Origin of the sequence: Neisseria dentiae (assembly GCF_014055005.1) — a bacterium.
Classification (GTDB): Bacteria; Pseudomonadota; Gammaproteobacteria; order Burkholderiales; family Neisseriaceae; genus Neisseria; species Neisseria dentiae.
In genome coordinates, this window is the sequence record NZ_CP059570.1 from 72163 (window position 1) to 95839 (window position 23677).

The window sequence follows — 23677 nt, forward strand, 5'->3', positions numbered from 1 at the left end:
AACCTTTTCAGATGGCCTATATATTTATAACCGGATATAAATCCATATTATTAAAGGCTCTAGACTAGCAGCTTTATATAAATTTACTTTAAAAGCCCCCAAAGTTCGTGACTCAGTTCATCAGAGTTTCGGTTCCATCGCCATTCGCCTTCCTTCAGGTGCAAATCAAAGTTTTTGGTTACGCCGTTGAATTTGGCGAGCCTTCGTTTGGTAAAACTCCAGAAGCTTTCAATACCATTGATGTGCCTGGTACCATCTGCAAACTCATTTTGTCCGTGATTGACGCGCAAATGTTTAGAGTAGCCGACATCGACCAAGCCGCCATAACCGCGCCAGCTATCAGAATAAATAACGCTCTCCAGAGAGACCTTTCCCAATATAACAGATTGAAGTGTTTGCTTTTTACAATCAGAAACGATTTCGGTATAAACTCTGCCGTCTCTTTCGAAAATACCAAAGACGGGTTGTTAAAGCGTTCCTCTGCCACACTTTAACTTGCCATGGAAACCGCTCTGCCGTTTGGCACCAAAATAGCTTTCATTAACCTCTATGCTGCCGTATAACGGGTCTTTTTGCTCGCTTTGGTAGCGGTATATTTCGTGCCTGAAAATGCTATACCAGTAGTTGATGGTATTGCGGTTGAAGCCTGTCAGCAAAGCGGTTTTTGAGGCTTCTATATCGACACAAAAATGCTTGATGATTTTTTGAGCTGATAGTCACTTAACTTGGTGTTATATTTCATTTTTCTAGTCTAACAGAGCTATTCTGCTAGTCTAGAGTCTATTTTATTATGTTTAAATGTTAACTATTTGAAATATTTAATTTAATTTGAAATTTGGGTAGATAAAAATAAATAAAACTTTAAAAAAAATCACAAAGAAAAATGGAACAAATTTTGAAGTATAACCTCAAATAAATACTCTCTTAGAGTTATTTGAGAGCTTATTTAAACTTAACTTTATATAGGAGCAATGATTATGCAAGAGCTGAAAAACAATGAGTTGGAACAGGTTTCTGGCGGCTGGGTAAAATTTTTGGCGGGTGTTGTTGTTGGTGTAGTAACTTTGGGTTTCAATGATGGAAGGTCAGATAAAAGAAGCTAAACGGTACTTTGGTTAAATTTGAAAAATTGAAAGGAAATCTTATGAATGCTAAAATTACTGCAAATATGCGCGAATTAGAGTTGCATGATTTGGAACAAGTTGCTGGCGGCGGAAAATTCAACCCGAACAAGATATTATTTGCTCTTAGCCCAGCTTATGCTATCGGTTATACTATTGGATATTTCGGTAGTTAACTGTTTTCGACGTACGTACGGTTATCCGCTTAAGGCGGCGTAACCGTACGTGCGGTGTTATAATTTTCAGGCCGTCTGAAAAACTTTTCAGACGGCTTTGTTTTTAATTTTGGGTAATTAAAAAACATATGAAAATATCAAATCAAATGTATTAAAACATATTCATATCCTTACAGGGTAGATAAAATTTAATTTTTCTTTTCAAAAAATAAACCGGTTTGCCGGAACAAAATTTGGGTTGTACCCTAAAACATAACGAGAACGCCTGATAAGGGATGTTTCTCTTTCCTTTTAACTATTTTTATTAAGGAGTCGTAAATGACAGTGTTAGCTATGAATTGGGTGTTCGCGAATTGACTGCTGCCGAGTTGGATTTGATTGCCGGAGGTGCTTGGAGTTGGAAAGAATTTGCAAGAAGTACGGCAAGTGGTGCTGTAGCTGGAGGTTTTGCCGGTGCCGGTGGTGCTGGCGCAGTTCCTGGCGCTTTAGGCGGCGCAGGGGTTGGTGCACTTGGGGGGCTGCAACTTATTTAGCTACCGGGTGGTGGTAATTTAATAAGTGGTATTGATAACATAGTTGGAGAAAAATCTCGGCTTCAATTATGTTATCAATTAATTGTAATATTTAATTGGTGTTGATATGAAAGTCTATAGTGGTCGTATATTGTTTCAGTTTTTTATATATTTCATTGTTTTTTTGTTTTTTCCTATTTCACTTTGGAATATGAAATTTCTAGATTGTTATTAATGGTTTTGTTTGCATCTGTTATTTTTATTTTATTCGTGAAAATATTTGGTAAATCTGAAGATAGCTGATTATGGTAGCAAGTGTACTGTGCATGCTATCGGGTTTGCATGCGGTGCTTGAACTTTGATGCCGCGAGCGCGACTTTTTCCTCACTCCCACGTTTACTGCTACTGCCATATACATTATTTGCATTCTTTCTTTAAACTTTAATAAGTTAGCAAGCGTAGGGTATGTGCGCCCTCGGGTGCGCACGCGTTGTTTGAACCTTGATACCGCGTACGCGGTTTTGCCGCATACTCCGCATACTCTACGTTGTCGGATGCCGTCTGAAAACTTTTCAGACGGCCTTCATGTATCTGCTTCTCCGGCAGACGGTTTGTGCTGAGTGAAATATTTTTATTTATAAGGATAGTTTCGTTGCTTTTATTTTCCGTTTTCATATGCCTTTTTCTTATTTAAAAATTAATTTGAACTAATGCCCATTTTTTTTGGTCTGAACCTCGTTTGGTTTTTCAGGTTTTCGATTATTAGGCTTTTGGGTATTGCAAATGGCTGAAAACAACAGTTTTTTCCGCCCCGAAATTTTCGAGGCGAAGAAGAATAAGTGGACGGGGCATGTGGTGTTGTCGCGGCCGTTTTCTTTTGTATTTTTAACGGGCTGTGCGGCGGCGGGGGCGTTTACGCTGATTGTTTTCGCCTTTTTCGGCAGCTATACGCGCAAAACCACGGTGGAGGGGCAGCTTTTGCCTGTGTCGGGGATGGTGCGGGTGTATGCGCCGGATACGGGTGTAGTAACGGCCAAAAAGGTTAACGACGGCGATTATGTGAAGCAGGGAGACGAGTTGCTGACGGTTTCTACGCCGAGATACAGCGGCGGCGGGGATGTGCGCGCCAGGCTGGTTAAAGAGGCGGAAATGAAGAAGGATATGCTGTTGCAGGAAATCGAGCGGCAGAAAAAAGTGCAGCAGGGCGAGGCGCGCTCGTTAACCGACGCGGTGGCGAGGTTGGAGAGCCAGTTGGCCGATGTGCGCAGCCAGATTAAAGGGCAGGCCAAGCGGGTGGAATTGGCGGCGCAGATTATCGGGAAATACCGGCCTTTGCTGAAAAAGGGCTTTATTTCCGAGCAGCAGATGATCGAATATGAAAACGAGCATTTGAATCAGGAATCGCAGTTGGATGCGCTCAAGCGGGAAGAGGCGGGCGTGTTGCGCGAATTGAATACGCAAAGGCAGACGTTGGCAGATTTGCCGGACAAACAGAAAACGGAGCTTAGCCAGCTTAACCGCACGGTGTCGGAAATTACTCAGGAAGGGCTGAACCTGGATTTGCAGCAGGAGCAGACGATTCATGCCAGTAAGTCGGGTTATGTGAGCACTTCCAATGTGGAAGTGGGGCAGCAGGTTAGCCCTTCGCAATTGTTGATGAGTATTGTGCCGGGTAAAACCGAGTTGGTGGCGAATCTGTATGTGCCGAGCCGGGCTGCGGGGTTTATCAATCCCAACGATAGGGTGGTGCTGCGCTATCAGGCTTATCCTTACCAAAAGTTCGGCCATGCAGAGGGCAAGATTATTTCGATTGCGAAAACGGCTTTGGGCAAGCAGGAGTTGGCCAGTTTGGGCGGTGTGTCTGCCGACAGTGAAAACCAGGCGATACAGGCGCAGGCAAACGAGCCGGTGTATTTGGTAAAGGTGAAATTGGCAAAACAAACGGTAAAGGTATATGGCCAAGAAAAGCCGCTGCAAATCGGCATGGTGGCCGAGGCTGATATTCTGCACGAGCGTAAAAAGCTTTATGAATGGGTGCTCGACCCGCTTTACAGTATCACGGGGAAATTGACGCGATGAGTTATGTAGAACGTTTGTCGTTCGGTTTCAGCAAAAAGCTGCCGATTGTTTTGCAAACCGAGATTGCCGAGTGCGGCTTGGCATGCTTAACCGCGATTGCCGGCTATCACGGCTACCATACCGATTTGCGTACGATGCGGCAAAAATATTCGTTGTCGCAAAAAGGTTTGACTTTGGCCGACATCGTGCGTTTCGCCAATGATTTGAACCTGACTTCGCGCGCCCTGCGTTTGGATTTGGACGACCTGCCCAATCTGCGCACGCCCTGTATCCTGCACTGGGACTTAAACCATTTCGTGGTGCTGAAAGAGGTGGTTAAAGACGGCATTATGATTATGGACCCCGCTGTGGGGATGCGTAAAATCAAGCAGGAAGAGGTATCGCAGAAGTTTACCGGCATTGCGCTGGAGTTGTGGCCGAACACGCATTTCGAGGCCAAAGAAGACAAACAGAAAATCAAAATCCTCACTTTGTTAAGGGGCGTTACCGGCATCAAGCGCTCGCTGGCGCAGGTGCTGCTGTTGGCATTTGCGCTGGAAATTTTCGGCTTGGTCAGCCCGTTTCTGATGCAGTGGGTAATCGACCATGTGATCGTTACCGCCGATAGAAACCTGCTGATAACGCTGGTGTTGGGTTTCGGTCTTCTCAAAATACTGGAACAGCTTACCGGCCTGTTGCAGGCATGGGTAAACATGCATCTGACCACCACGCTGAATGTGCAGTGGAAAGCGAATATCTTCAAAAGATTGCTGGAGTTGCCTGCCGATTATTTCACCAAGCGCCATTTGGGCGATGTGATTTCCCGCTTCCATGCCATCGACAATATTCAGGAAACCTTAACGTCCACCGCCTTTAAAACCGTGCTGAGCGGCATCATGGCCGTGTTTACGCTGGTGTTGATGTTTTATTACAGTTGGCTGCTGACAACGGTGGTGTTAATCGCTTTGGTTTTATACATCATTATCCGCATTGCCGCTTATTACCCGTTGCGCAACGCCACCGAAGAAAACATTGTGCACGATGCCAAGCAGAACACCTATTTTATGGAAACGGTGCGCGGCATCCACACGGTGAAGCTGTTTGAAAAAAACGAACAGCGGCACAGCTCTTGGATGACTCTGTTTGTCGATACGGTGAATACCGATTTGACCAAACAAAAGCTGACCAACATCTTCGATTTCGCCAACAAGCTTTTATTCGGCGTGGAAGGTATTCTGATTGTTTACCTAGGCGCAGATAAAATCTTGGACGGCGGCTTTACCGTCGGCGCGCTGACCGCTTTCTGGGCGTATAAAAACCAATTTGAAACCCGCGTGGGCGAACTGGTCGACCAATACATCAAAATCCGCATGCTCAGCCTGCATGCCGAGCGTTTGGCCGACATTGTGCTTACCGAAACAGAAACGGAAAAAACCAAGGAAATCTATATTCCCGAAATCGAAGGCGATATCGATATCGTGGTAGACGACGTATCGTTCCGCTATTCCGAAACCGAGCCGTATATTTTGAAAAACATCAGTCTGAACATCAAACAAGGCGAATCGCTGGCGTTTACCGGCAGCTCGGGCTGCGGCAAAACCACGCTGATGAATATCTTAATCGGCAACCTTACGCCCGAATCCGGCAAGGTGCTGGTTAACGGCCACGACATCCACCAACTTTCGCCGCGCTTTATCCGCGGCCTGAGCGGCACCGTAACGCAGGACGACGTATTGTTTGCCGGCTCCATCAGCGAAAACATCTGCTTTTTCGACGAAACGCCCGACCAGCAGAAAATCGTGCAATGCGCGGCGATGGCGATGATACACGAAGACATCATGCAGATGCCGATGGGTTACGAAACCCTGATCGGCGACATGGGCAACGCCCTCTCGGGCGGGCAGAAGCAGCGGATTATTCTGGCGCGGGCGCTTTACCGCGAGCCGAAAATCCTGTTTCTCGACGAAGCTACCAGCCATCTGGATATGGAGAACGAGCAGGCGATTAATAACAATTTGAAGTTTCTGAATATCACCAAAATTATGGTGGCGCACCGCAAGGAAACGATAGAGTCGGCCGACAGGGTCATTGATATGGAAGCTTTGCAGCATAAGGCGCAGCATTCGGCAGAATAGGGAAATTGCCATAAGGCCGTCTGAAAACGTTTTTTCAGACGGCCTGAGACCTTTGCGAAATACCAGCTACTCCATCCAAACGGTTACCTGAACAATCAAGGTAACCGTTTTTGCATTTTCAGACGTGTTTCTCGTCCATATTTCCCTCAATTAGCCCCTTTATCGGGGTGTCCATTGCCTTTTCAGGCAGCAGCAGGCACACGAAGCCTGTTGGCTGCCTTTAGCAGGTTCAGGCACACCGCTTTCAAATGGCTTTGCGCCAGCACTTTCCGTAAGCCAAAATAACGCGCTCTTTTACAGCCGAACTTCCGGTGCAGCGTACCGAAGGTTTGCTCGACCACATAACGCACTTTCGACAGCTGCGTATTGCGCTGTTTCTCATGCTCCGTTAAAGGTTTGCCCCGGTGTGCCTTACGCATAATGCCGTCGGATAGCTGTTTGCTTTGCAGATGTTCCCGGTTGGCTTTACTGTCATACCCTTTATCGGCATAGACGGTTGTTCCGGGTGCGATGCCGTCCAACAGCGGTTCGAAATGGTTGCATTCATGGGCGTTGGCCGGAGTGATGTGCAGTTTCTCGATATAGCCTTCTGAATCGGTGCGGGTGTGTTGTTTGTAGCCCAAGGTGAATTTGCCCTCTTTCTTCACCCAGCGCGCATCCTTATCTTTGCTGGGCAAGGTTTCGGCGGTGATGCCGTTTTCATCGGTTTCGATAGCCTGACGCTGTTTGCCTCCGGCAGTTTGGATGATGGTGGCGTCAATTACTGCCGCCGGGGCTTTCTCTATTTTTAAGCCTTTTTGGGTCAGCTGGCAGTTAATCAGTTCGAGAAGCCGGGCTAAGGTGTCATCCTGTGCCAGCCAATTGCGGAAACGGCAGAGGGTGCTGTGGTCAGGTAAGGAGACCTCATCAAACCCGCAGAAGAAGTAGAAATCCAGACGGGTGGCTAAACAGCGTTCCAATTCCGGATCGGAAAGGCTGTGCCATTGGCCGAGCAATACGGCTTTGAGCATGGGCAGTAGCGGATAGGCGGGGCGACCGCGGTGGTCGCGGATGTAACGGGTCTTTTGCCGGTTGAGAAGTTGTTCGATGGGCTGCCAATCGAGTAGCTGGTTAATTTTGAGCAACGGGTAGCTGTCGATATGTTTGCTCATCATTATTTGGGCTTGTTGGTGGAAAAAGCTGTTCATAAAAAACTCCTCTGAATTCTTTAGGAGAATTTAGAGGAGTTTTGGTTTTTTGCAAAGGTCTCGGCCTTAGATTTTTTACCAAGGTTTCTGCGGCCCGCTTTATTTCAGGCTGTTGAAGTTTCTGCGAAAGTAAACCAAGGCGGGTGCGGCGGTGTCGTGCACCTTGATTTCGCCGATTTCCACATAAAACACATGGTGGGTGCCGATGTCGTGTTGGGCGGTGATTTTGCCGTGCAGGTGGGCGAGTGCGCCTTCCACTTGCAGCTGGCCGGTTTGGCCGCGGTGCCAGATGTGGTATTCGAAGCGTTCTTCGGGCGACAGCGGGGTGAGGCCGGCGAAGTGTTCGGCGATGTCTTGCTGGTGGGCGGATAACACGTTGATACACAAGTGGCTGTTGGCGGAAAGTATGGGGATGATGGCCGACTGGCGGTTGATGCACAGTAGCACGGTGGGCGGTTCGTCGGTGATGGGGGCGACGGCGGTCATGGTGATACCGTAACGCCCCGCGCTGCCGTCGGTGGTGATAACGTGCACGCCGGCGGCGCATGAGGCCATGGCGTCGCGGAAAGGTTGTTGCAGGGGGTGTGTTGCGGTGTGTGTGTCGGTCATGGCGTAGGGGTTATGGTTTGTCGAGATGCTCGCCGATGTGGGAGAGTTCGGCCAAAAGGCTTTGCAGTTGCAGCATTTTTTCTTTTGAAAACACGGTTTCGATGCGGTCGTAGCATTTGTCGACTTCGGCGCCGAGCGAGTGGTAGAGTTGTTCGCCCTCGGCGGTGAGTTTCAAATAAACGCGGCGCTGGTCGTTGGAGGGCTTCAGGCGCACCAGAAGGTCGGCTTTTTCAAGGCGGGTGAGGATGCCGGTGAGGCTGGGGCGCAGAATGCAGGCTTGGTTGGCCAGGTCTTGGAAATCCAGCGTGCCGTTTTCGGCCAAAAGGCGGATGATGCGCCATTGCTGGTCGGTTAGGCCGACGTTGTGCAGAATAGGGCGGAACTGCGTCATCAGGGCTTCGCGCGCCTGAATCAGGCTGATATTCATAGATGCGTGCTTCGAGGGGTGAGGCATGGCGGTTCTCCGTTATTTTCCGATTGTAGTGGCTGTTGCGGCGTATTCGGGTGTTTCAGCGGTTAATATTATTCCAATACGCTGCGAATCTCAATGATATCCTGCAATAAGCATCGAAAAATATGTTTTCAGACGGCCTCGGGGTGAAAGTAAGCGGTTGAAATCCGAAATAGGCCGTCTGAATAAGTAAATTTGAAGATAAACTTCATTATGATTACTGTTGTTATTTTATGTCAGTTTTATGCCGTTTGTTTTGAAAAAAATACCGAATATCTACAGGCGGCAAACTTTAATCTATAATGCACAACTTTAATACAACATATTTCACATTGTTTTACGGAAAACCTATGAAAGCTTACACACTCAGCATCACCCGCAACGGCAAAACGGAAACCGTGAAGATACAGCCCAACCAGCCCGCTACCGTGCAGGCGCAGCCCGGCACGGCGTATCAACTGTTAGATGAGCAAGGCAACCTGGTGGCGCAGCCCGATGTCGAGTGGGTGGGCGACGATTTGTGGGTGTATGCCGGCGAAACGCGCGGCAGTGCGCCCGATTTGGTATTGCAGGGCTACCGCACGAGCTTGCCGATACAAAACCAGCAATACACCGTGCAGGCGGGCAACACTTTCGCCACCGCCGCCGATGAAGCGGCGTGGCGGCAGGCGGCGCAGCCGGTGGCGGAAGAAGTGGCCGTGGGCGGCGGCACAAGCGGCGCGAAGTTGTGGGGCGCGGCGGTGGTGGCTTCCGGCCTGGCCGCAGTGGGCTTGACTGCGGCCAGGCGCGGCGGCGACACGGCAGACGGGGTTGCACAAGCGCAACCTGCCGCCGTGCAGAACCCTTCGGAAACATCTTCGGAAGCCGCTTCCCAACCAGTAGAGCCGTCCACGCCCGCAACCGAATCCGAACAGCCGTCTGAAACGGTTGGAAACACGGAAGACCCCTCCGCACCTGCGGTTACGCCCGAACAGCCGTCTGAAACGGCCGGAAACACGGAAGACCCCTCCGCACCTGCGGTTACGCCCGAACAGCCGTCTGAAACGGTTGGAAAAACAGAAGAACCCTCTGCGCCTGCGGTTACGCCCGAGCAGCCGTCTGAAACAGTTGGAAACACGGAAGAACCCTCTGCGCCTGCGGTTACGCCCGAACAGCCGTCTGAAACAGACGGAAAAACAGAAACGCCCTCCACTCCTGCGGTTACCTTGCCGCAGCCGGTGATTACTTTGCATACGCTGGCGGGCGACGACATCATCAACGCCGCCGAATCGCAAGCCCCGGTAACGGTTTCCGGCGCGGTAGAAAACGCCCGTGAAGGCGACACGGTAACGGTTGCCGTTGGCGATAAAAATTACACCTCAACCGTTCGAAACGGCACATTCAGCGTGCCAGTTGACGGCGCGGTTTTGGCCGCGGCAGGCGAAGTCCGCGTATCTGTTGAAACAGCCGATGCGGCGGGTAACACCGCCAAAGCAGAGGCGGTGAAAACTTATGCGGTGGACACCGAAATCACCGCCCCCGTTATCCGTTTCGATGCCATCGCGCAAGACGACATCATCAACCTGGCCGAATCGCAAACCGAAACCACGGTGGTTTCGGGCAAAGTGGAAAACGCCCGCGAAAACGATGAAATCGTGTTGGCGGTGGGTGAGGCACTTTATCGCGGCACGGTTGCGGGCGGCGCGTTTGCAGTGGCGGTGGACACCAAAACCCTGCTCAACCACGGCAAGGTGTCGGCTGCGCTCACCACTTCCGACAACGCGCAAAACAGCGCCACCGCCACGGCGGAGCGCGCCTACCGTGTCGATACCGAATACCGCCCCGCCATCAGTTTGGACAAAATCGCCGGTGATAATGTGCTCAACATCAGCGAAGCGGAAGGCACGGTAACGGTGAGCGGCAAAGTAACCGACGTGGCCGACGGCGAAAGCGTGCTGGTGTCGTGCGGCTGCGAAAGCTGCGGCACGGTTAACTGGATCGATATTTGGGCGAAGGTGAAAGACGGCGGCTTCTCGGTGGATTTTTCCGGCGCCGATATGAAAACCGGCAATTACAATATTGTGAAAGCCAGCGTAACCTCTGCCGACGATGCGGGCAACACCGCCACCGCCGAAACCAGCCAAAGCTATACCCGCGATTTGCAGGCGCCCGACGTGGCGGTTTCGATTGATGTGATTGCGGGCGATGATGTGCTCAACCGCACCGAGCGCGCGCAAACCACCCACACGGTTTTGGGCACGGTAACGGGCGTGCAACCCGACGAGCGGATCAGCAGCGTTACCGTGAGCGTGAACGGTGTGGATTATGCCGCCGAAGTGAACGGCAACGGCTACCGCGCCGATATTCCGGCCGGACAGCTGGCGGCGGCAAGCGAAGTGGCCGTGCGCGCCGAAGTGATTGATGCGGCCGGCAATGTCGGCACGGCGGAACACACCCGCAGCTATCTCAATGCCGTGCCTGCGCCCGTGATCACGCTCGATAAGGTTGCCGGCGACGGCATCATCGGCAAAGCCGAAGCCGACAGCAACGCCATTACCCTTTCCGGCCGCGTGGAAAACGTGGAAAACGGTGCCGAAGTTACCTTGAGTGTGGGCACGCAGCGCACCACCGCCGTGGTTTCAGACGGCCTGTTCAGCACGAATGTGGGCGCAGCCTTTTTCGGCATCAACAGCAACACCCGCAGCGCCACCGGCACGCTCACCGCATCGGTTAGCGCCACGGGCGACGACGGAATGGCGGTAACGGTTTCCGATTCGCAGGCATACAGCGTCGATTTTACGAACAACACCGCGATTACCATCGACGCAGTAACGGGCGACAACGTGGTGGACGGCGACGATCTGGCGAAGCCCACCCTCACGGTTTCTGGCAAAGTAACCGACGGCAAAACGGGAGCCCCCGTAACCGTAACCGTTAACAAAATCGAATACACCGCCACCCTAGAGGTCGACGGCACGTACAGCGTCGAAGTGGAAACCGCCCGCGTGTTCCCCGACGGAAAAGAAGGCCGCTATGCCGTTATTGCCAGCGTGCAGCGCATAGACGAAGCAGGCAACGAAGGCAGCGGCAACGCCAGCGCTTCCCGCATGATCGTTCTCGACAAAACCCCGCCCGCAGGCGTGATTGTGTTCGACGCGATAACGGGCGACAACGTGCTCAACGGCAGCGAGGCGGCGCAGGCGGCGGTTACCGTTTCCGGCAGGGTTACCCGCCTGGCCGACGGCGACGACGTGCAGTCGGTAACCGTTACCGTGGGCGGCAACGAATACCGCGCCGAGCTGAAAGGCGTAACGTTCAGCGTGGAAGTGCCGGCCGAAGTGATGGCGGCCAACACCGAAGTGAGCGCAACAGGTGCGGTTAAAGATAAGGCCGGGCGCACTGCCGAAGTTGCCGCCGCCACGCAGGGCTACACCTATCAAACCACGCCGCCCGAAATCGAAATCGCCATCGGCAGCATCAACGGCGGCAACGCCGTCAATGCGGCAAAACTGCCTGAAGCCGTGTTGATTGAAGGCACGCTCACCGCAGGCGCAACCGTTTCTAAAGACAGCATCGCCGTCGGCATCACCATCAACGGCACCACCTACACACCCGTGGTTTCAGACGGCCATTGGGCCTTGCAACTGCCCGCTACCACGCTGGCCGTTAATGAAGGCCGTCTGAACATCAGCGCCCACGTCCGCGCAACTGATGTTTACGGCAATGCCGCCGAGCACACGGCAAGCGGCAGCTATGATGTGGACACCGTAGCCCCCGCGCCGACCATCGAATTAAACGACATCGCCGCCGGCAACATCATCGGTGAGAGCGAAAAAAGCGGCGAAGTAAGCGTTTCAGGCAAGGTGAGCGGCGAATTCAAGGCGGGCGACACCGTTACCCTAACCGTTAACGGCGCGCATTACCAAGCCAATGTTGACGGCAGCGGCACATTTGCCGTTAACGTGTCCGGTGCGCTGCTGGCCGCCGCCGTGCCCGTGATTCACGCCTCCGTTAACACAGCCGATGATGCCGGCAGCACCGGTTCCGCCCGAGCCAGCCTCGGTTACAGCGTGAAATCGGGCGACATCGGCATCAGCCTCAATGCGGTAACTGCCGACGACTTCATCAACGTAACCGAAGCCGGGCAGCCAATCGAAATTTCCGGCCGCGTGTCGGGCGCGGATGCCCGGCCCGGCCAAACCGTAACCTTAACGGTGGGCGGAGAAACCTTACGCACCGAAGTAAACAGCGATTACAGCTTCAGCACATCGGTTGCCGCCGGAAAACTGCTTTCCAACAACGGCTACACCGTGCTGGCTGCCGTGAGCGGATTAAACGGCTCCCAAGCCTCGGCCGCGCGCAGCTACGAAGTGGCCGCCGAAGCCGCCGCCAACATCGACATCACCCATATCGGCAACAATTTCACCGCCGGCCTGCCGCAGGCCGAAACCACCCGCATCGGCGGCATAATCGAGGTTGACGGCGTGTTTGCCGAAGGCATGAACAGCGAGCGGCTGCGCCAAATCACCGTAACCATAGGCGAAAAAAGCTATACCGCAGGCGTTAAGGCCGACCGCAGTTTTTATCTGGATATCCCCACCCGAGAATTGGCGGCGTTAAACGGCCAAACGCTGGCTTTTAAAGTGGATGCCGACCCGAATCTGCTTGATTTGGTGGAAACCGGCAGCAATGCCTACCGCATCAACACGCTTTCGCGTTACGCGCAAGTGCAGGTGAAATCGGTTACGTTCGACAGCCCCTATATCGAACAGAATTCAGACGGCCTGTATGTGGTGGCCGGAGCCGAAGCCGGACAAACCCTGATCAGCGGCACGGTGGGCGGCAGCGCCAAAGCGGGCGATACCGTAACGCTGGAGGCGGGCGGCAAAATCTACACCACACGCGTTGGCGACGACCTCACCTTCAGCACCAAAGTGCTCACGGAAGACCTGGCAAACGCCGAAACCCACACCGTGCGCGCCGTGTTGGGCGCCACCGATGGCGCAGGCGGCAGCATCACCGTTGCCGACAGAGAAACCTACGCCGCGCCGAATCAAAACAGCGGTGCGTTCGTCAGCGCGCACGGCAAAATGAACGGTTCGGCGGTCAACAGCGACCACACCGCCGAAGGGTATAACTTCCCGTATTTCATTCAGAAAACCGGCAGCCTCAACGGCGGCAGCTACGGCATCGCTTTCGGCGGCAACACCGACGGCCCCGCCGTGGTCAAATACCACTTTATGACGCTCGACGAAGTTGCCGGTCTGCCTGAGAATTACAATAACTATATCGACCGCAGCACGATGAGCACCTATTCGTCGGATTTGCAGGCAATCGTGCGCAATGCTTATAAAGAAATCAGCGCCGTAACCAACATCGAATTCGTTGAAGTGGGCAGCATGGCCGAAGCCAACACCAACTATTTTATGGGCAACCTGACCAACGGCTTCGAAGGTGCGTCGGCCATCGCCTACAACGGCGGCCTGATCGCGTGGAACAGCCGCCACAACTATATGTCGTGGGGCAAGGAGTTCGTCCACTACACCGTGCTGCACGAAGTAACCCACACCCTCGGCATGGCGCACACTTCCGCCGGCTTTACCGGCGATTACAAAAAAGAAGAAACCCTCGAGTTTTCCAATATGTCGTATAACGCCTATGTCAACAACGCCCTGTTTTTAGTCAAAGGCGAATTGCGCACCTACGATTTGGCCTATCTGCATTACGCCTTCGGCATCAACCAAAACGTGCGCACCGGCGACGACACCTACACCTTCAAAAACTACAATATGTACAGCCAAGATGCCGACCGCTACATCTGGGATGCAGGCGGTGTCGACACTTTCGACGCTTCCGCCGAAAAACAGGGCGTAAACGTCAATCTCACACCCGGCTCGTGGATTTACACCGGCGGCAATCTGGAAAAAACCTTCGCCGTAACCGGCAGCAACACCTACGATATGCGCAGCTATTTCGGGCTGGACGCCGATGCCGCGCTCAGTGGCAACAGCAGCGCCACCGTTACGCTGAACACCTACACCGAAGGCCAAGCCTTCATCGGCTACGGCACGCAGATAGAAAACCTGATCGGCTCCGAACACGACGACGTACTCACCGGTAACAACGCCGACAACAATATTGCCGGCGGTGCGGGCAACGACACCTTAAACGGCGGGGCAGGTAACGACTATCTCGACGGCGGCAGCGGCGCCGACACCCTAACCGGCGGCTCGGGCAACGACACCTACGTAACCGACGACATCGGCGACACCGTTATCGAAGCCGAAAACGAAGGCGAGGATCATGTGTACAGCAGCACCGACCACACCCTCGGCAACCACCTCGAAGCCCTCACCCTGATAGGCACCACCGCCATCACCGGCAACGGCAACGGCCTGAACAACACCCTCACCGGCAACGGCGCAGACAACCTGCTTAACGGCGGTGCGGGCGACGACCGCATCATCGGCGGGGCGGGCAGCGACACCCTCACCGGCGGCGACGGGCGCGACACATTCGTGTTCGACAGCGTTTTAAACGGCAGCACCGACACCATCACCGACTTTGCCGCAGGCTTCGACATCATCGAACTGCACAGCAGCATTTTCGAGAGCCTTACCGCCAACACGATGGAAGAATGGGAACAATACGTCCGCTACCACGCCGACACCGGCCATCTCACCTACGACAGCGACGGCAGCGGCAAGGCCGACGGCATCCACTTTGCCACGCTCGATAAAGATTTGGAAATCAACCAAGCCAACTTTACCGTGGTATAAGGCAGGTGATGTATTTCAGGCCGTCTGAAAAATATTTTTCAGACGGCCTGAGACTTTTGCAAAATTAGTTTAGGCCGTCTGAAACACCCAGTTATCGTCATTAGCTTCGCAAGTCCGCTGCGCTCACCCCCGCGCAGCGGACTTGCGAAGCTAATGACGAGATACAAACGTTTTCAGGTTTGACTTGGTTTTTTGCAAAGGTCTCGGCCTGAAACCTTTGTAAAATTCTTTTCGATACCTTAAAACACTTGCGTCATGCTCATGCTCAACCCGATCATCTGTTTGTTTTAGAAGAAAAAGAGATACTCGGGTCAAGCCCGAGTATGACGAAATGTAAATAAATTCAGGATTAAAACGACTTTTTTGCAAAGGTTTCGGCCTTTGCCATTTTAGAAACGGCGGGGCGGTTGGTTGCCCTGCCGTTTGTTCCAACGCGCATCAGCGCACCGTTTTTTCGTAAATCCGGTTGGGTTCGCCGATTTCGCCGCCGTCTTCGTTTTCATCTTTGCCGTAGCGGGCGTTTTTCTGCGCGGTAACGGCGTCGGCCAATTCTTTCCAGCTGATGGTTTTGCCCTGCTTGGGCTTGAAGGTGAATTTAGGCCGGTTGAAATCATGCATATAAAACACCGAGCTGATGTTTAAGGCTTTTTCTTTGCCGTTGGCTTGCAGGAAAGAGCGCATGCCCACCATGCGGCCTTTGCGGTCGAGATACCAGTCGGTCAGTATCGGTGTGCCCAGCAGCGATGCGTTTGACGGGAGTTCTTCGGTATCGGCCAAAGAATCGGCCCATTGTTTCAACTCTTCGTATTTTTCGGCGCCGATGCCTTTTTCAGGGGTTTCTTTTTGCAGGCGGTCGAGTTCCCGGCGGAAGTGTTTGGCTGCCGCCTGAAGATACAGTTTCTCAAATGCGGCGTCTTCCACATAGCGGATGCGGTATTTCGCACCTGCCTGTTTGGCGTAGCTGTCCGGCGGCAGGGCGGTGTAGTATTGTGCGGGAATATCGCCGTAGGCGCGCAAAATGGCAATATAGGCGGCTTTTACGGCTGATTTGACGGGAAGTTGTTTGATTTTGCCGTCTGTGTCGAAGCTCTCGGCCGCGTCGGTTAACGTGATGCGCAGCGGTTCGTTTATCAGGCGCTCGCGCAGTTTGGGCTCGACAAAGAAATTCAGAATCACGGGAATGCTGGCGGGCATATCCGCAGTGAGGCTCATATCGTTGCCGTCAAACAGCATGGGCATGCGCATGCTGCTGCTTTCGTTGTGGTTGTTGAAGGTTAGCTCGGGAATGAATTCGATCTGCTTGCGGCGCAAATCCACCGCACCGGTGTATTTCAGACAGCCGTTTTCCAGATAGCGGGCGAGGGCGGGGTTGGCCTGCAACCAATCGGCCGCTTTGCTGCCGAGCAGGGCGGGGGTTTCCGGTGTTTCGTCTTCACCGGTTTGCGCGGCGGTCTCGGAAGCTGCCGCAACGGGCGGGGCAGACGCGGCTGCAACTGCGGCTGCGGTATCGGGCGCTTCGCCTTTGTCGGGCGGGCTGATGTAGGCTTTGATTTCGCCGTGGTAGTTGTAGCTGTAATCTTTGGTGAGGCTGCGCTCGATGGAATGCTGCACCATTTCGTGTGCCGATTTGCCGTTTAAGGTGCCGCAGGCGCTCAGGCCGATGGCGGCAACGGTAACAGCTAAGGTGGTTATCCTCATGTTTTTCCTTTCGGTTTTTGCGGGCGGTTTATGTTTGCGGAATGTTGTGCCGATTATGCATAAGGTATCGCGTTTTGTCTAATGCGGGGTATGCCGTTAAGTTGGTTTTCCGGCGTTAACCGAAAAACGGCAGGCCGTCTGAAAAAATGTTTTAGACGGCCTGTTCATGATGCTTATACTGTTTTTTCGATGTCGCCGTTGTCGAACACCAACACCCGCTCCGGCCAGCGCATGGCGGCGAGCCTGAAGCAGGATTGTGCGGGCGGGATTTGCTGTTTGCGGTCGCGCCAGCGCGCACCGGCGGAAAAGTCGGTGCAGAACACGTTGCGTTCGGCGCCGTGCCATGCGTTGCCTGCCGCGGGCAGAATGTTTTCGCGGTCGGGCGCGGGCGGTTGGGGCTGCCAGCTGCGCCAGTAGTGGCCGATCAGCACGGGAACGGGTTCGCGGTAATCGTTCCACCAGCTGCTGCGGGCGGTGTAACGCCAGCGGCCGCCGGCGTAAAACGGTTGTGGGGCGATTTGTTCGACGCCGCTGGTGAGTGCGCGTATCGGGTGCAGGCGGCTGCGGTTGAGTTCGTATTGTGCGGTGGCGGGCATGGGCGGCGGTGTTTGTTGCGGGTTTTCGGCGGCTTCGGCGTAGCGTTGCTGTTCGTGCAGATAGTCGGCATACCAAGGGGCGGTTTGAAGTTGCGTGTTCAGTTCGCGGTCGAAACGATGGTATTGTTCGGTGAGGCTTTCGCCGCAGGCTTCTTCGAGCCGCGCAAAGGTGTAGGGCAGCCAGGCGGCGTGCACGATGCGCACATCGCTGCGTTCCAATATCAGCGGCAGCTCTGCCAAACGGCTTTCAAGGGCGGGGCGTTCGGAAGGCGGCAGGGTGTGCCACGGGGCGTAAAGGGCGGCGTCTTTGGCTTCGCGTTCGGGAAAAAACCAGCCGGAGCCGTCTTTGGGGTCGTGCATCAGGGCGTTGAGTTCGTGGTTGCCCAAAACGGCAAAGGCATTGCCTGCGTCGTGCATCTGCAGAAACCATGCGAGCACGGCAGGGCTGTTTGGGCCGCGATCGCACAAATCGCCTACGAACACGAGCTTTCTGCCTTGCGGATGGCTGCCGTTTTCGCGGTAGCCGAGGTGGTGCAGCAGGGCTTGCAGGGCGTCGATTTCGCCGTGAACGTCGCCGACGATGTCGAGCGGGGTTTCGGGCAGGGGGCGGCAGTAGCGGTAGGGCATGGTTTGGGTTCCTGAAAGGTCTCAGGCCGTCTGAAAACGGCTCGAGCATGACAAAGGGCTGCATAATATTACATTGTGAGTGCATATCTTTAAACGGCGTGCGGGTATGATGTAATCGGTTACTTTAATAAGCCGTTTGTCTGCATTTTATCGGCAATCGCTGCATTTTGTGGTAAAAGGCAACCGTTTTTCCCGAAATAATACGGAGATTTTCTATGAATATGGTCCGCAAATCTATGATAACCGTGTTGGCTGCTTCGGCGCTGGTGCTGGCGCCGGTGGCGCAGGCACGCATGACCGACCGCACAACGGCTACGATTGTGGGCGCTGCCGTGGGCGGCGTAATCGGCAGTGCTGCCGGCAATAATATGGAAAGCACGCTGATCGGCGCCGCAGTAGGCGGCACGGCGGGTAATCTTTACGCCAAGCGCAACCAGAAGCGTGAAGCGGCCGAGCGTGAAAAACAGCGCCGCGTGGTTTACCGCAACACGCACAACCATTATTATTATGACGACAATGATGACGACGACAGAAAACGCAAATACCGCCCTCATCATGCAAGTTATAAAAAATACGGTAAAAAAGGCTACCACCACAAACGCTATAAACACGATCGCGATGATGATTGATGTTTAGCCGTTTAAGGCACGGCAGGCCGTCTGAAAATATTTCAGACGGCCTGTTTTCTTGGCGGCATGATGAAAAAACCGCCCGGATGTCCGGGCGGTTTGCATTTGCGGCTAGGATTGCTGTTTGGCTTTTCTGGCCTCCAGCCAATGCTCCAGATAATGGATGCTCACGCCGCCTTCTTGGAAGCCGGGGTCGACAAACAGATCGCGGTGCAGCGGGGTATTGGTTTTGATGCCGGTTACGGCCAGCTCGGCCAGTGCCACGCGCATTTTGGCCATGGCCTGCTCGCGGGTTTTGCCGTGTACGCAGATTTTGCCGATTAAGCTGTCGTAGTTGGGCGGGATGCGGTAGCCCTGATAGATGTGGCTGTCGACACGGATGCCCAAGCCGCCGGGCAGGTGGCAGCTTTCTATCAGGCCGGGGCTGGGGATGAAGTTGTAGGGGTCTTCGGCGTTGATGCGGCACTCGAACGCATGGCCTTCGAGCACGATGTCTTTCTGCTTGTATTGCAGGGGCAGGCCGCTGGCAACGCGGATTTGTTCCTGCACGATGTCCACGCCGGTAATCAGCTCGGTAACGGGGTGTTCCACCTGCACGCGGGTGTTCATTTCGATAAAGAAAAATTCGCCGTCTTCATACAGAAACTCAAACGTGCCTGCGCCGCGGTAGCCGATGCGTTTGCAGGCGGCCACGCAGGCTTCGCCGATTTTTTTGCGCTCTTTGTCGGTGATGCCGGGAGCGGGGGCTTCTTCGATAACTTTCTGGTGGCGGCGCTGCATGGAGCAGTCGCGCTCGCCCAGATAAATGGCGTTGCCGTGTTCGTCGGCCAAAACCTGGATTTCGACGTGGCGCGGTTTTTGCAGGTAGCGTTCCATGTAAACCATGGGGTTGCCGAAGGCCATGCCGGCTTCGGTTTTGGTCATTTCCACCGATTTGAGCAGGTCTTCTTTTTTCTCGACCACGCGCATACCGCGTCCGCCGCCGCCGCCTGATGCTTTGATAATCACGGGAAAGCCCACTTTGTCGGCGATTTTGAGAATTTCGGCGTCATCGTCGGGCAGGGCGCCGTCGGAGCCGGGCACGCAGGGCACGCCCGCTTCGATCATGGCGTGTTTGGCCGATACTTTGTCGCCCATCAGGCGGATGGTGTCGGGGCGCGGGCCGATGAACACGAAGCCGGACTGTTCCACCTGTTCGGCGAAATTGGCGTTTTCGGCCAGAAAACCGTAGCCGGGGTGGATGGCGTCGGCACCGGTTACTTCGGCGGCGGCGATGAGGGCGGGAATGTTGAGATAGCTTTGCGGGGAAGGGGCGGGGCCGATGCACACGGATTCGTCGGCCAGCTTCACGTGCAGGCTGTCTTTATCCGCTTCGGAGTGCACGGCAACGGTGGCGATGCCCATTTCGCGGCAGGCGCGTAACACGCGGAGCGCGATTTCGCCACGGTTGGCAATCAATACTTTTTTCAGCATAGGGATTCTTTCAGAAGAGGTTTCCAAGCGCGCGGCTTTGTTCTGAATATAGCAAGCGTTTCAGACGGCCTTAAGCCGGGTTAAGGCCGTCTGAAAAGGTTATTCGATGATAAACAGCGGTTCGCCGTATTCTACCGGCTGGCCGTTTTCAACCAGAATTTCTTTGATTACGCCGGATTTTTCGGCTTCGATTTCGTTCATCAGCTTCATCGCTTCGATGATGCACAGGGTTTCGCCCGCTTTAACGCTTTGGCCCACTTCCACAAACGGGGGAGACGAGGGGCTGGGTGCGCGGTAGAACGTGCCGACCATCGGCGATTTTTGGGCGGCCGACAAATCGCGTGCGGCGGGGGCTGCCGCAGCGGCAGGCGCGGCAGCAGCGGGTGCGGGCGCGGCGGCGGGTGCGGCATGGTGCACAGGCGCGGGCGCGGCGTAAACGGCCTGCTGCGGTGCGGAGCGGGTGATGCGCACTTTTTCTTCGCCTTCGGTTACTTCGATTTCGGCGATGCCCGATTCTTCAACCAGGTCGATTAATTTTTTCAGTTTGCGTAAGTCCATCGTGGTTCCTTTTGCTCGTGATAGCGGGTTAACAAAAACCGGATAAGCGTTAACCTGCTTGTGACTTTAAAGCCGTGCAGCGGAAAAAACCGCCGCGCTGCACGGCGGGAATGCGGCACCGTTTTACAGGCGGTAACAAAAAAATATATCCGGCTATTTTTACCAACTTGCTGCTAAATGTCCAGCAAAATATCAAAAAAAGGCCGTTTTTGATGCGAATGTTCGGATTGCCGGCCGGGCGGGCGAACGGCCGGAAAGGCAGGCGAGCATTTATTCTAAAGAAGCTTATGGCGCACGGTTTACATGTTTATAAAAACTTGCGGAGCCGGAGGAAAGCGCGGTTGTCGGCCTGCCGCAACAGGCACCGCGCCGTTTGCAGCGAATTTTTCAGACGGCCTGCCGTTAACGGCGCCGGCTACATTATCATTACGCCTTTAAATAACAGGCCGGAACCTTTGAAAAACTGTCTTCAGGCCGTCTGAAAAAGGGAAAACACATTATGAGCAAACCGCTGCCGCCCAAATTGCAGAAAACCCAGCAGCAGTTAGACCGGATTTCCGCCGCGTTCAAACAGCATATGGCCGCCGGACGCTACCCCGAGGCCGTGCGCGAAGCCGCCAAGGCCCATGCGCTGATTCCCAAAGCCGTTGCGCCGCTGAGCGATGCCGCCACCGCAGCGGTAAAAGGCGGTCTGTGGCAGGAGGGCATCGACTATGCCAAAAGGGCTTTGCAGCGCAACCCGCAGCACATCAATTCGCTCGATGCGCTCGCCCACGCCTATGGCGGCCTCGGCGATTGGGCGAACTGCCGCACCTACGGCCTGCAAGCCTTGCAGCTGCGCGACAAAAGCATAGCCGCACAGCCCGAGCCGCCGCAAACCCGCGAAAACCGCGGCGGCAAAAACATCATCGCTTTTTCGCTGTTCGGCGCGAGTTCCGAATATATCGAACCGGCGGTGATGAACACCGAATTGGCGGGCGAAATCTACCCGTGCTGGACGTGCCGCTTCTATATCGACGGCAGCGTGCCCGAAACGGCCGTGCAGCGCCTGCGGGCAAACGGCGCCGAAATTGTGCGGATAGACGGTGCTGCCCAATCATGGCCGGGCGCGATGTGGCGTTTTCTGGCGATGGACGACTCCGAAGCCGAACGGGTGATTTTCCGCGATGCCGATTCGGTGATTTCGCAGCGCGAAGCGCGCGCGGTGCAAGAATGGATAAACAGCGGCAAGCTGTTCCACACCCTGCGCGACGCCGGCACCCACACCGAGCTGATACTGGCCGGGCTGTGGGGCGCGGCGGCGGGCAGCGTGCCCGATATGCGCGGCAAAATCGAAGCCTATCTCAATAAGCCTTTGGTTTCCCGCCATTTCGCCGACCAGTTGTTTCTGCGTGAAAACGTGTGGCCTTATGCCCGCCAGAGCCTGTGCGCGCACGACCGTATTTTCGGTTTCGCCAGCGCGGCGCCGTTTCCCGACGACGCGCCGTTCGACTACGAGCGCTTCCATGTCGGCTGCAACGAAGGCAACACCCGTTTTCAGGCGGCCTTCAACCTGCCCGACGGCAGCCGCGTGTTGTGGCGTCTGTTCAGCCGCATCTCTCCGCTTTTGAACGCCGATTATTCGCTGAACATTCTGCCCGAAGAGCGGCAGGTTTGCGCTTATGAGGCCGTGGTGCAGAACGGCAAAGTGGGCGGCCTGATTCCGCACCGCTATGCCAAAGGCTTTTCAGACGGCCTGTCTAAGATTACCGTGGCGGCGCTGGAATGAGCAGGCGGGCGAACCCTGCGCGGTTTGCGGGGTCAAACCGATATAAAGCCTGCGGCCTGCCGCAACAGGCCGTCTGAAACCCGCCCGAACCGGAAAGGATAACCGTGAACCCCCTGCTGCCGTTTGCTTTGCTGCTGCTTGCCGCCTGTGCCGCGCCTTCCGCCGGTTTGGCGGGCAAATGGCGGGTACAGGAAGCCGGTTCCGCCGCCGTTGCCGGACGGATAACGATAGAATTTCAGCAGGACGGCCTGTTTGTTGCAGACGGCGGCTGCAACCACGCTTCGGGCTGATACCGGCAGAGCGGCGGGCGGCTTTCGATGAGTGCCGGCTTTACCGAAAAAGCCTGTGCCGCACCGCTGATGAGGCTGGACGACCGCTTGGCCGCCGCCGTTCGGCAAACCGTGTCTTACCGCATCAGCGGCACGCAGTTGGAATGGCTGGATGAAAACGGCAACACGGTGCTCAAGGCACGCAGGGCGGAAAATGCGGATAAACAAGCGGTTGCCGATTAATGCGACCCCGCTTGGGCCTGACAGAAACTTGTTGCCTGCCGCGTTGTTTGGCCATACGGCTCTTGTGCCGGCAGAACATGGCCGATACGAGAAAGGACTGTTCAATGAAACCTATTACTTTATTAGCAGCTTTGCTGCTGGCAGCCTGCGCCGCCGCGCCTTCCGCCGATTTGGCGGGTAAATGGCGGGTGCAGGAAGCCGGTTCCGCCGCCATGCCCGAAGGGGTAAGCATCACTTTGCTGGCCGACGGGCATTTCCGCACCGACGGCGGCTGCAACAACCTTTTCGGGCGCTACCGCCAAAGCGGCAACCGCCTGATTTTTTCAGATGCCGCCAGCACTCTGAAAGCTTGTGTGGACAAGCAATATATGGAGATCGACAGCCGCCTCGGTGCCGCCATCGATTCACACCGAACCTACCGCATCAGCGGCACGCAGCTGGAATGGCTCGACGATAACGGCAAAGTGGTGCTGAAAGCGGTGAAGGCCGAACCGTAAACGGAAAAGGTTCGGATGCCGCAATGCGTTGCCGCTTCCGGCCGGGCATCGGAGGCCGTCTGAAAATACGCATCCGCCGTTGTTTCCCCACGGGCGCAAACGGCGGCACAATGCTTGCGGATATACAACCCGGCCTGTCTGCAAATGCCCCGCAGGCAGGCTTTTTTGCGATGACGGCGGTTTGCATATCCTGCTACCGCCTTTTTGTAAGCTTTGGTAAACTATTGATTCAAGATAATCATCATTTTGCCTACCGCTTTTTTCAGACGGCCTTTGCTTTAAAGGCCGTCTGAAACCAAAAAAAATGGAGAA

At 54.6% G+C, this 23677-nt stretch carries 17 protein-coding genes and 2 pseudogenes; 11 read left to right on the top strand and 8 right to left on the bottom strand.

Annotation, left to right across the window (positions count from 1 at the left end; all coding sequences use genetic code 11):
- Positions 1-83: 83 nt before the first annotated feature.
- A pseudogene (locus tag H3L92_RS00375) lies at positions 84-742 on the bottom strand (IS1595 family transposase).
- A 235-nt stretch (positions 743-977) separates the two neighbouring features.
- On the opposite strand from H3L92_RS00375, the gene H3L92_RS00380 reads away from it, so the two are divergent.
- The 4 genes from H3L92_RS00380 (at position 978) to H3L92_RS00395 (ending at position 6002) form a co-directional block, all read left to right on the top strand.
- Positions 978-1103, top strand: a complete 126-nt coding sequence (locus H3L92_RS00380) for a class IIb bacteriocin, lactobin A/cerein 7B family (protein WP_158088183.1) — start codon at positions 978-980, stop codon at positions 1101-1103.
- Between the two features lie 41 nt (positions 1104-1144).
- Positions 1145-1297: a hypothetical protein gene (locus H3L92_RS00385; RefSeq protein ID WP_158088182.1), complete on the top strand. Its 153-nt coding sequence runs from the start codon at positions 1145-1147 to the stop codon at positions 1295-1297.
- Positions 1298-2592: 1295 nt separating this feature from the next.
- A complete protein-coding gene (locus tag H3L92_RS00390; RefSeq protein ID WP_085367099.1) occupies positions 2593-3888 on the top strand; it encodes an HlyD family secretion protein in 1296 nt (431 codons plus the stop codon).
- On the top strand, positions 3885-6002 hold the full coding sequence (locus H3L92_RS00395; protein WP_085367098.1) for a peptidase domain-containing ABC transporter: 2118 nt from the start codon (positions 3885-3887) through the stop codon (positions 6000-6002). Before H3L92_RS00390 ends, H3L92_RS00395 begins: the two co-directional genes overlap by 4 nt.
- 182 nt (positions 6003-6184) lie before the next feature.
- Here H3L92_RS00395 and H3L92_RS00400 read toward each other — a convergent pair whose 3' ends face one another.
- From H3L92_RS00400 to hpaR, 3 genes are all read right to left on the bottom strand, one after another.
- Entirely contained in the window at positions 6185-7189 is a 1005-nt protein-coding gene (locus tag H3L92_RS00400; protein ID WP_174222525.1) for an IS5 family transposase, read from the bottom strand.
- 99 nt (positions 7190-7288) lie between these two features.
- Entirely contained in the window at positions 7289-7798 is a 510-nt protein-coding gene (gene hpaC, locus H3L92_RS00405) for a 4-hydroxyphenylacetate 3-monooxygenase, reductase component (protein WP_085366930.1), read from the bottom strand.
- Positions 7799-7808: 10 nt separating this feature from the next.
- Complete coding sequence (gene hpaR / locus H3L92_RS00410; RefSeq protein ID WP_085366931.1) at positions 7809-8252, bottom strand: homoprotocatechuate degradation operon regulator HpaR; 444 nt, start codon at positions 8250-8252, stop codon at positions 7809-7811.
- 347 nt (positions 8253-8599) lie between these two features.
- Between hpaR and H3L92_RS00415 the strand changes: the two genes are divergently transcribed.
- A complete protein-coding gene (locus H3L92_RS00415; protein ID WP_158088178.1) occupies positions 8600-15007 on the top strand; it encodes an Ig-like domain-containing protein in 6408 nt (2135 codons plus the stop codon).
- A gap of 438 nt (positions 15008-15445) precedes the next feature.
- On the opposite strand, the gene H3L92_RS00420 is transcribed toward H3L92_RS00415, so the two are convergent.
- Both H3L92_RS00420 and H3L92_RS00425 read right to left on the bottom strand, forming a co-directional pair.
- Positions 15446-16705, bottom strand: a complete 1260-nt coding sequence (locus H3L92_RS00420) for a hypothetical protein (protein WP_085366933.1) — start codon at positions 16703-16705, stop codon at positions 15446-15448.
- Between the two features lie 173 nt (positions 16706-16878).
- Complete coding sequence (locus tag H3L92_RS00425; protein ID WP_085366934.1) at positions 16879-17928, bottom strand: metallophosphoesterase; 1050 nt, start codon at positions 17926-17928, stop codon at positions 16879-16881.
- 215 nt (positions 17929-18143) lie between these two features.
- On the opposite strand from H3L92_RS00425, the gene H3L92_RS00430 reads away from it, so the two are divergent.
- A complete protein-coding gene (locus H3L92_RS00430) occupies positions 18144-18557 on the top strand; it encodes a glycine zipper domain-containing protein (RefSeq protein WP_085366935.1) in 414 nt (137 codons plus the stop codon).
- 111 nt (positions 18558-18668) lie between these two features.
- Here H3L92_RS00430 and accC read toward each other — a convergent pair whose 3' ends face one another.
- The gene (gene accC, locus H3L92_RS00435; RefSeq protein WP_085366936.1) at positions 18669-20030 is read right to left on the bottom strand and encodes an acetyl-CoA carboxylase biotin carboxylase subunit; all 1362 of its coding nucleotides are present in this window, start codon (positions 20028-20030) and stop codon (positions 18669-18671) included.
- A 99-nt stretch (positions 20031-20129) separates the two neighbouring features.
- Positions 20130-20588: an acetyl-CoA carboxylase biotin carboxyl carrier protein gene (gene accB, locus H3L92_RS00440; protein WP_085366937.1), complete on the bottom strand. Its 459-nt coding sequence runs from the start codon at positions 20586-20588 to the stop codon at positions 20130-20132.
- A gap of 499 nt (positions 20589-21087) precedes the next feature.
- On the opposite strand from accB, the gene H3L92_RS00445 reads away from it, so the two are divergent.
- From H3L92_RS00445 to H3L92_RS00465, 5 genes and pseudogenes are all read left to right on the top strand, one after another.
- Positions 21088-22356 (top strand): tetratricopeptide repeat protein, encoded by a 1269-nt coding sequence (locus H3L92_RS00445; protein WP_085366939.1) that lies wholly within the window; start codon positions 21088-21090, stop codon positions 22354-22356.
- A gap of 104 nt (positions 22357-22460) precedes the next feature.
- Positions 22461-22646: an META domain-containing protein gene (locus H3L92_RS00450; protein ID WP_085366940.1), complete on the top strand. Its 186-nt coding sequence runs from the start codon at positions 22461-22463 to the stop codon at positions 22644-22646.
- 12 nt (positions 22647-22658) lie between these two features.
- Positions 22659-22868 (top strand): annotated as a pseudogene (locus tag H3L92_RS00455) (META domain-containing protein); the annotation flags it as partial.
- A 104-nt stretch (positions 22869-22972) separates the two neighbouring features.
- The gene (locus H3L92_RS00460; RefSeq protein ID WP_158088179.1) at positions 22973-23365 is read left to right on the top strand and encodes an META domain-containing protein; all 393 of its coding nucleotides are present in this window, start codon (positions 22973-22975) and stop codon (positions 23363-23365) included.
- Between the two features lie 110 nt (positions 23366-23475).
- On the top strand, positions 23476-23658 hold the full coding sequence (locus H3L92_RS00465; protein ID WP_085366943.1) for a hypothetical protein: 183 nt from the start codon (positions 23476-23478) through the stop codon (positions 23656-23658).
- Positions 23659-23677 lie beyond the last annotated feature (19 nt).

Coding starts and splice junctions, on each gene's coding strand:
- H3L92_RS00445 (WP_085366939.1), top strand. CDS start 21,088: ATGAGCAAACCGCTGCCGCCCAAATTGCAGAAAACCCAGCAGCAGTTA.
- H3L92_RS00460 (WP_158088179.1), top strand. CDS start 22,973: ATGAAACCTATTACTTTATTAGCAGCTTTGCTGCTGGCAGCCTGCGCC.
- H3L92_RS00385 (WP_158088182.1), top strand. CDS start 1,145: ATGAATGCTAAAATTACTGCAAATATGCGCGAATTAGAGTTGCATGAT.
- accC (WP_085366936.1), bottom strand. CDS start 20,030: ATGCTGAAAAAAGTATTGATTGCCAACCGTGGCGAAATCGCGCTCCGC.
- H3L92_RS00425 (WP_085366934.1), bottom strand. CDS start 17,928: ATGCCCTACCGCTACTGCCGCCCCCTGCCCGAAACCCCGCTCGACATC.
- H3L92_RS00400 (WP_174222525.1), bottom strand. CDS start 7,189: ATGAACAGCTTTTTCCACCAACAAGCCCAAATAATGATGAGCAAACAT.
- hpaC (WP_085366930.1), bottom strand. CDS start 7,798: ATGACCGACACACACACCGCAACACACCCCCTGCAACAACCTTTCCGC.
- hpaR (WP_085366931.1), bottom strand. CDS start 8,252: ATGCCTCACCCCTCGAAGCACGCATCTATGAATATCAGCCTGATTCAG.
- H3L92_RS00420 (WP_085366933.1), bottom strand. CDS start 16,705: ATGAGGATAACCACCTTAGCTGTTACCGTTGCCGCCATCGGCCTGAGC.
- H3L92_RS00390 (WP_085367099.1), top strand. CDS start 2,593: ATGGCTGAAAACAACAGTTTTTTCCGCCCCGAAATTTTCGAGGCGAAG.
- H3L92_RS00395 (WP_085367098.1), top strand. CDS start 3,885: ATGAGTTATGTAGAACGTTTGTCGTTCGGTTTCAGCAAAAAGCTGCCG.
- accB (WP_085366937.1), bottom strand. CDS start 20,588: ATGGACTTACGCAAACTGAAAAAATTAATCGACCTGGTTGAAGAATCG.
- H3L92_RS00415 (WP_158088178.1), top strand. CDS start 8,600: ATGAAAGCTTACACACTCAGCATCACCCGCAACGGCAAAACGGAAACC.
- H3L92_RS00380 (WP_158088183.1), top strand. CDS start 978: ATGCAAGAGCTGAAAAACAATGAGTTGGAACAGGTTTCTGGCGGCTGG.
- H3L92_RS00430 (WP_085366935.1), top strand. CDS start 18,144: ATGAATATGGTCCGCAAATCTATGATAACCGTGTTGGCTGCTTCGGCG.
- H3L92_RS00465 (WP_085366943.1), top strand. CDS start 23,476: ATGCTTGCGGATATACAACCCGGCCTGTCTGCAAATGCCCCGCAGGCA.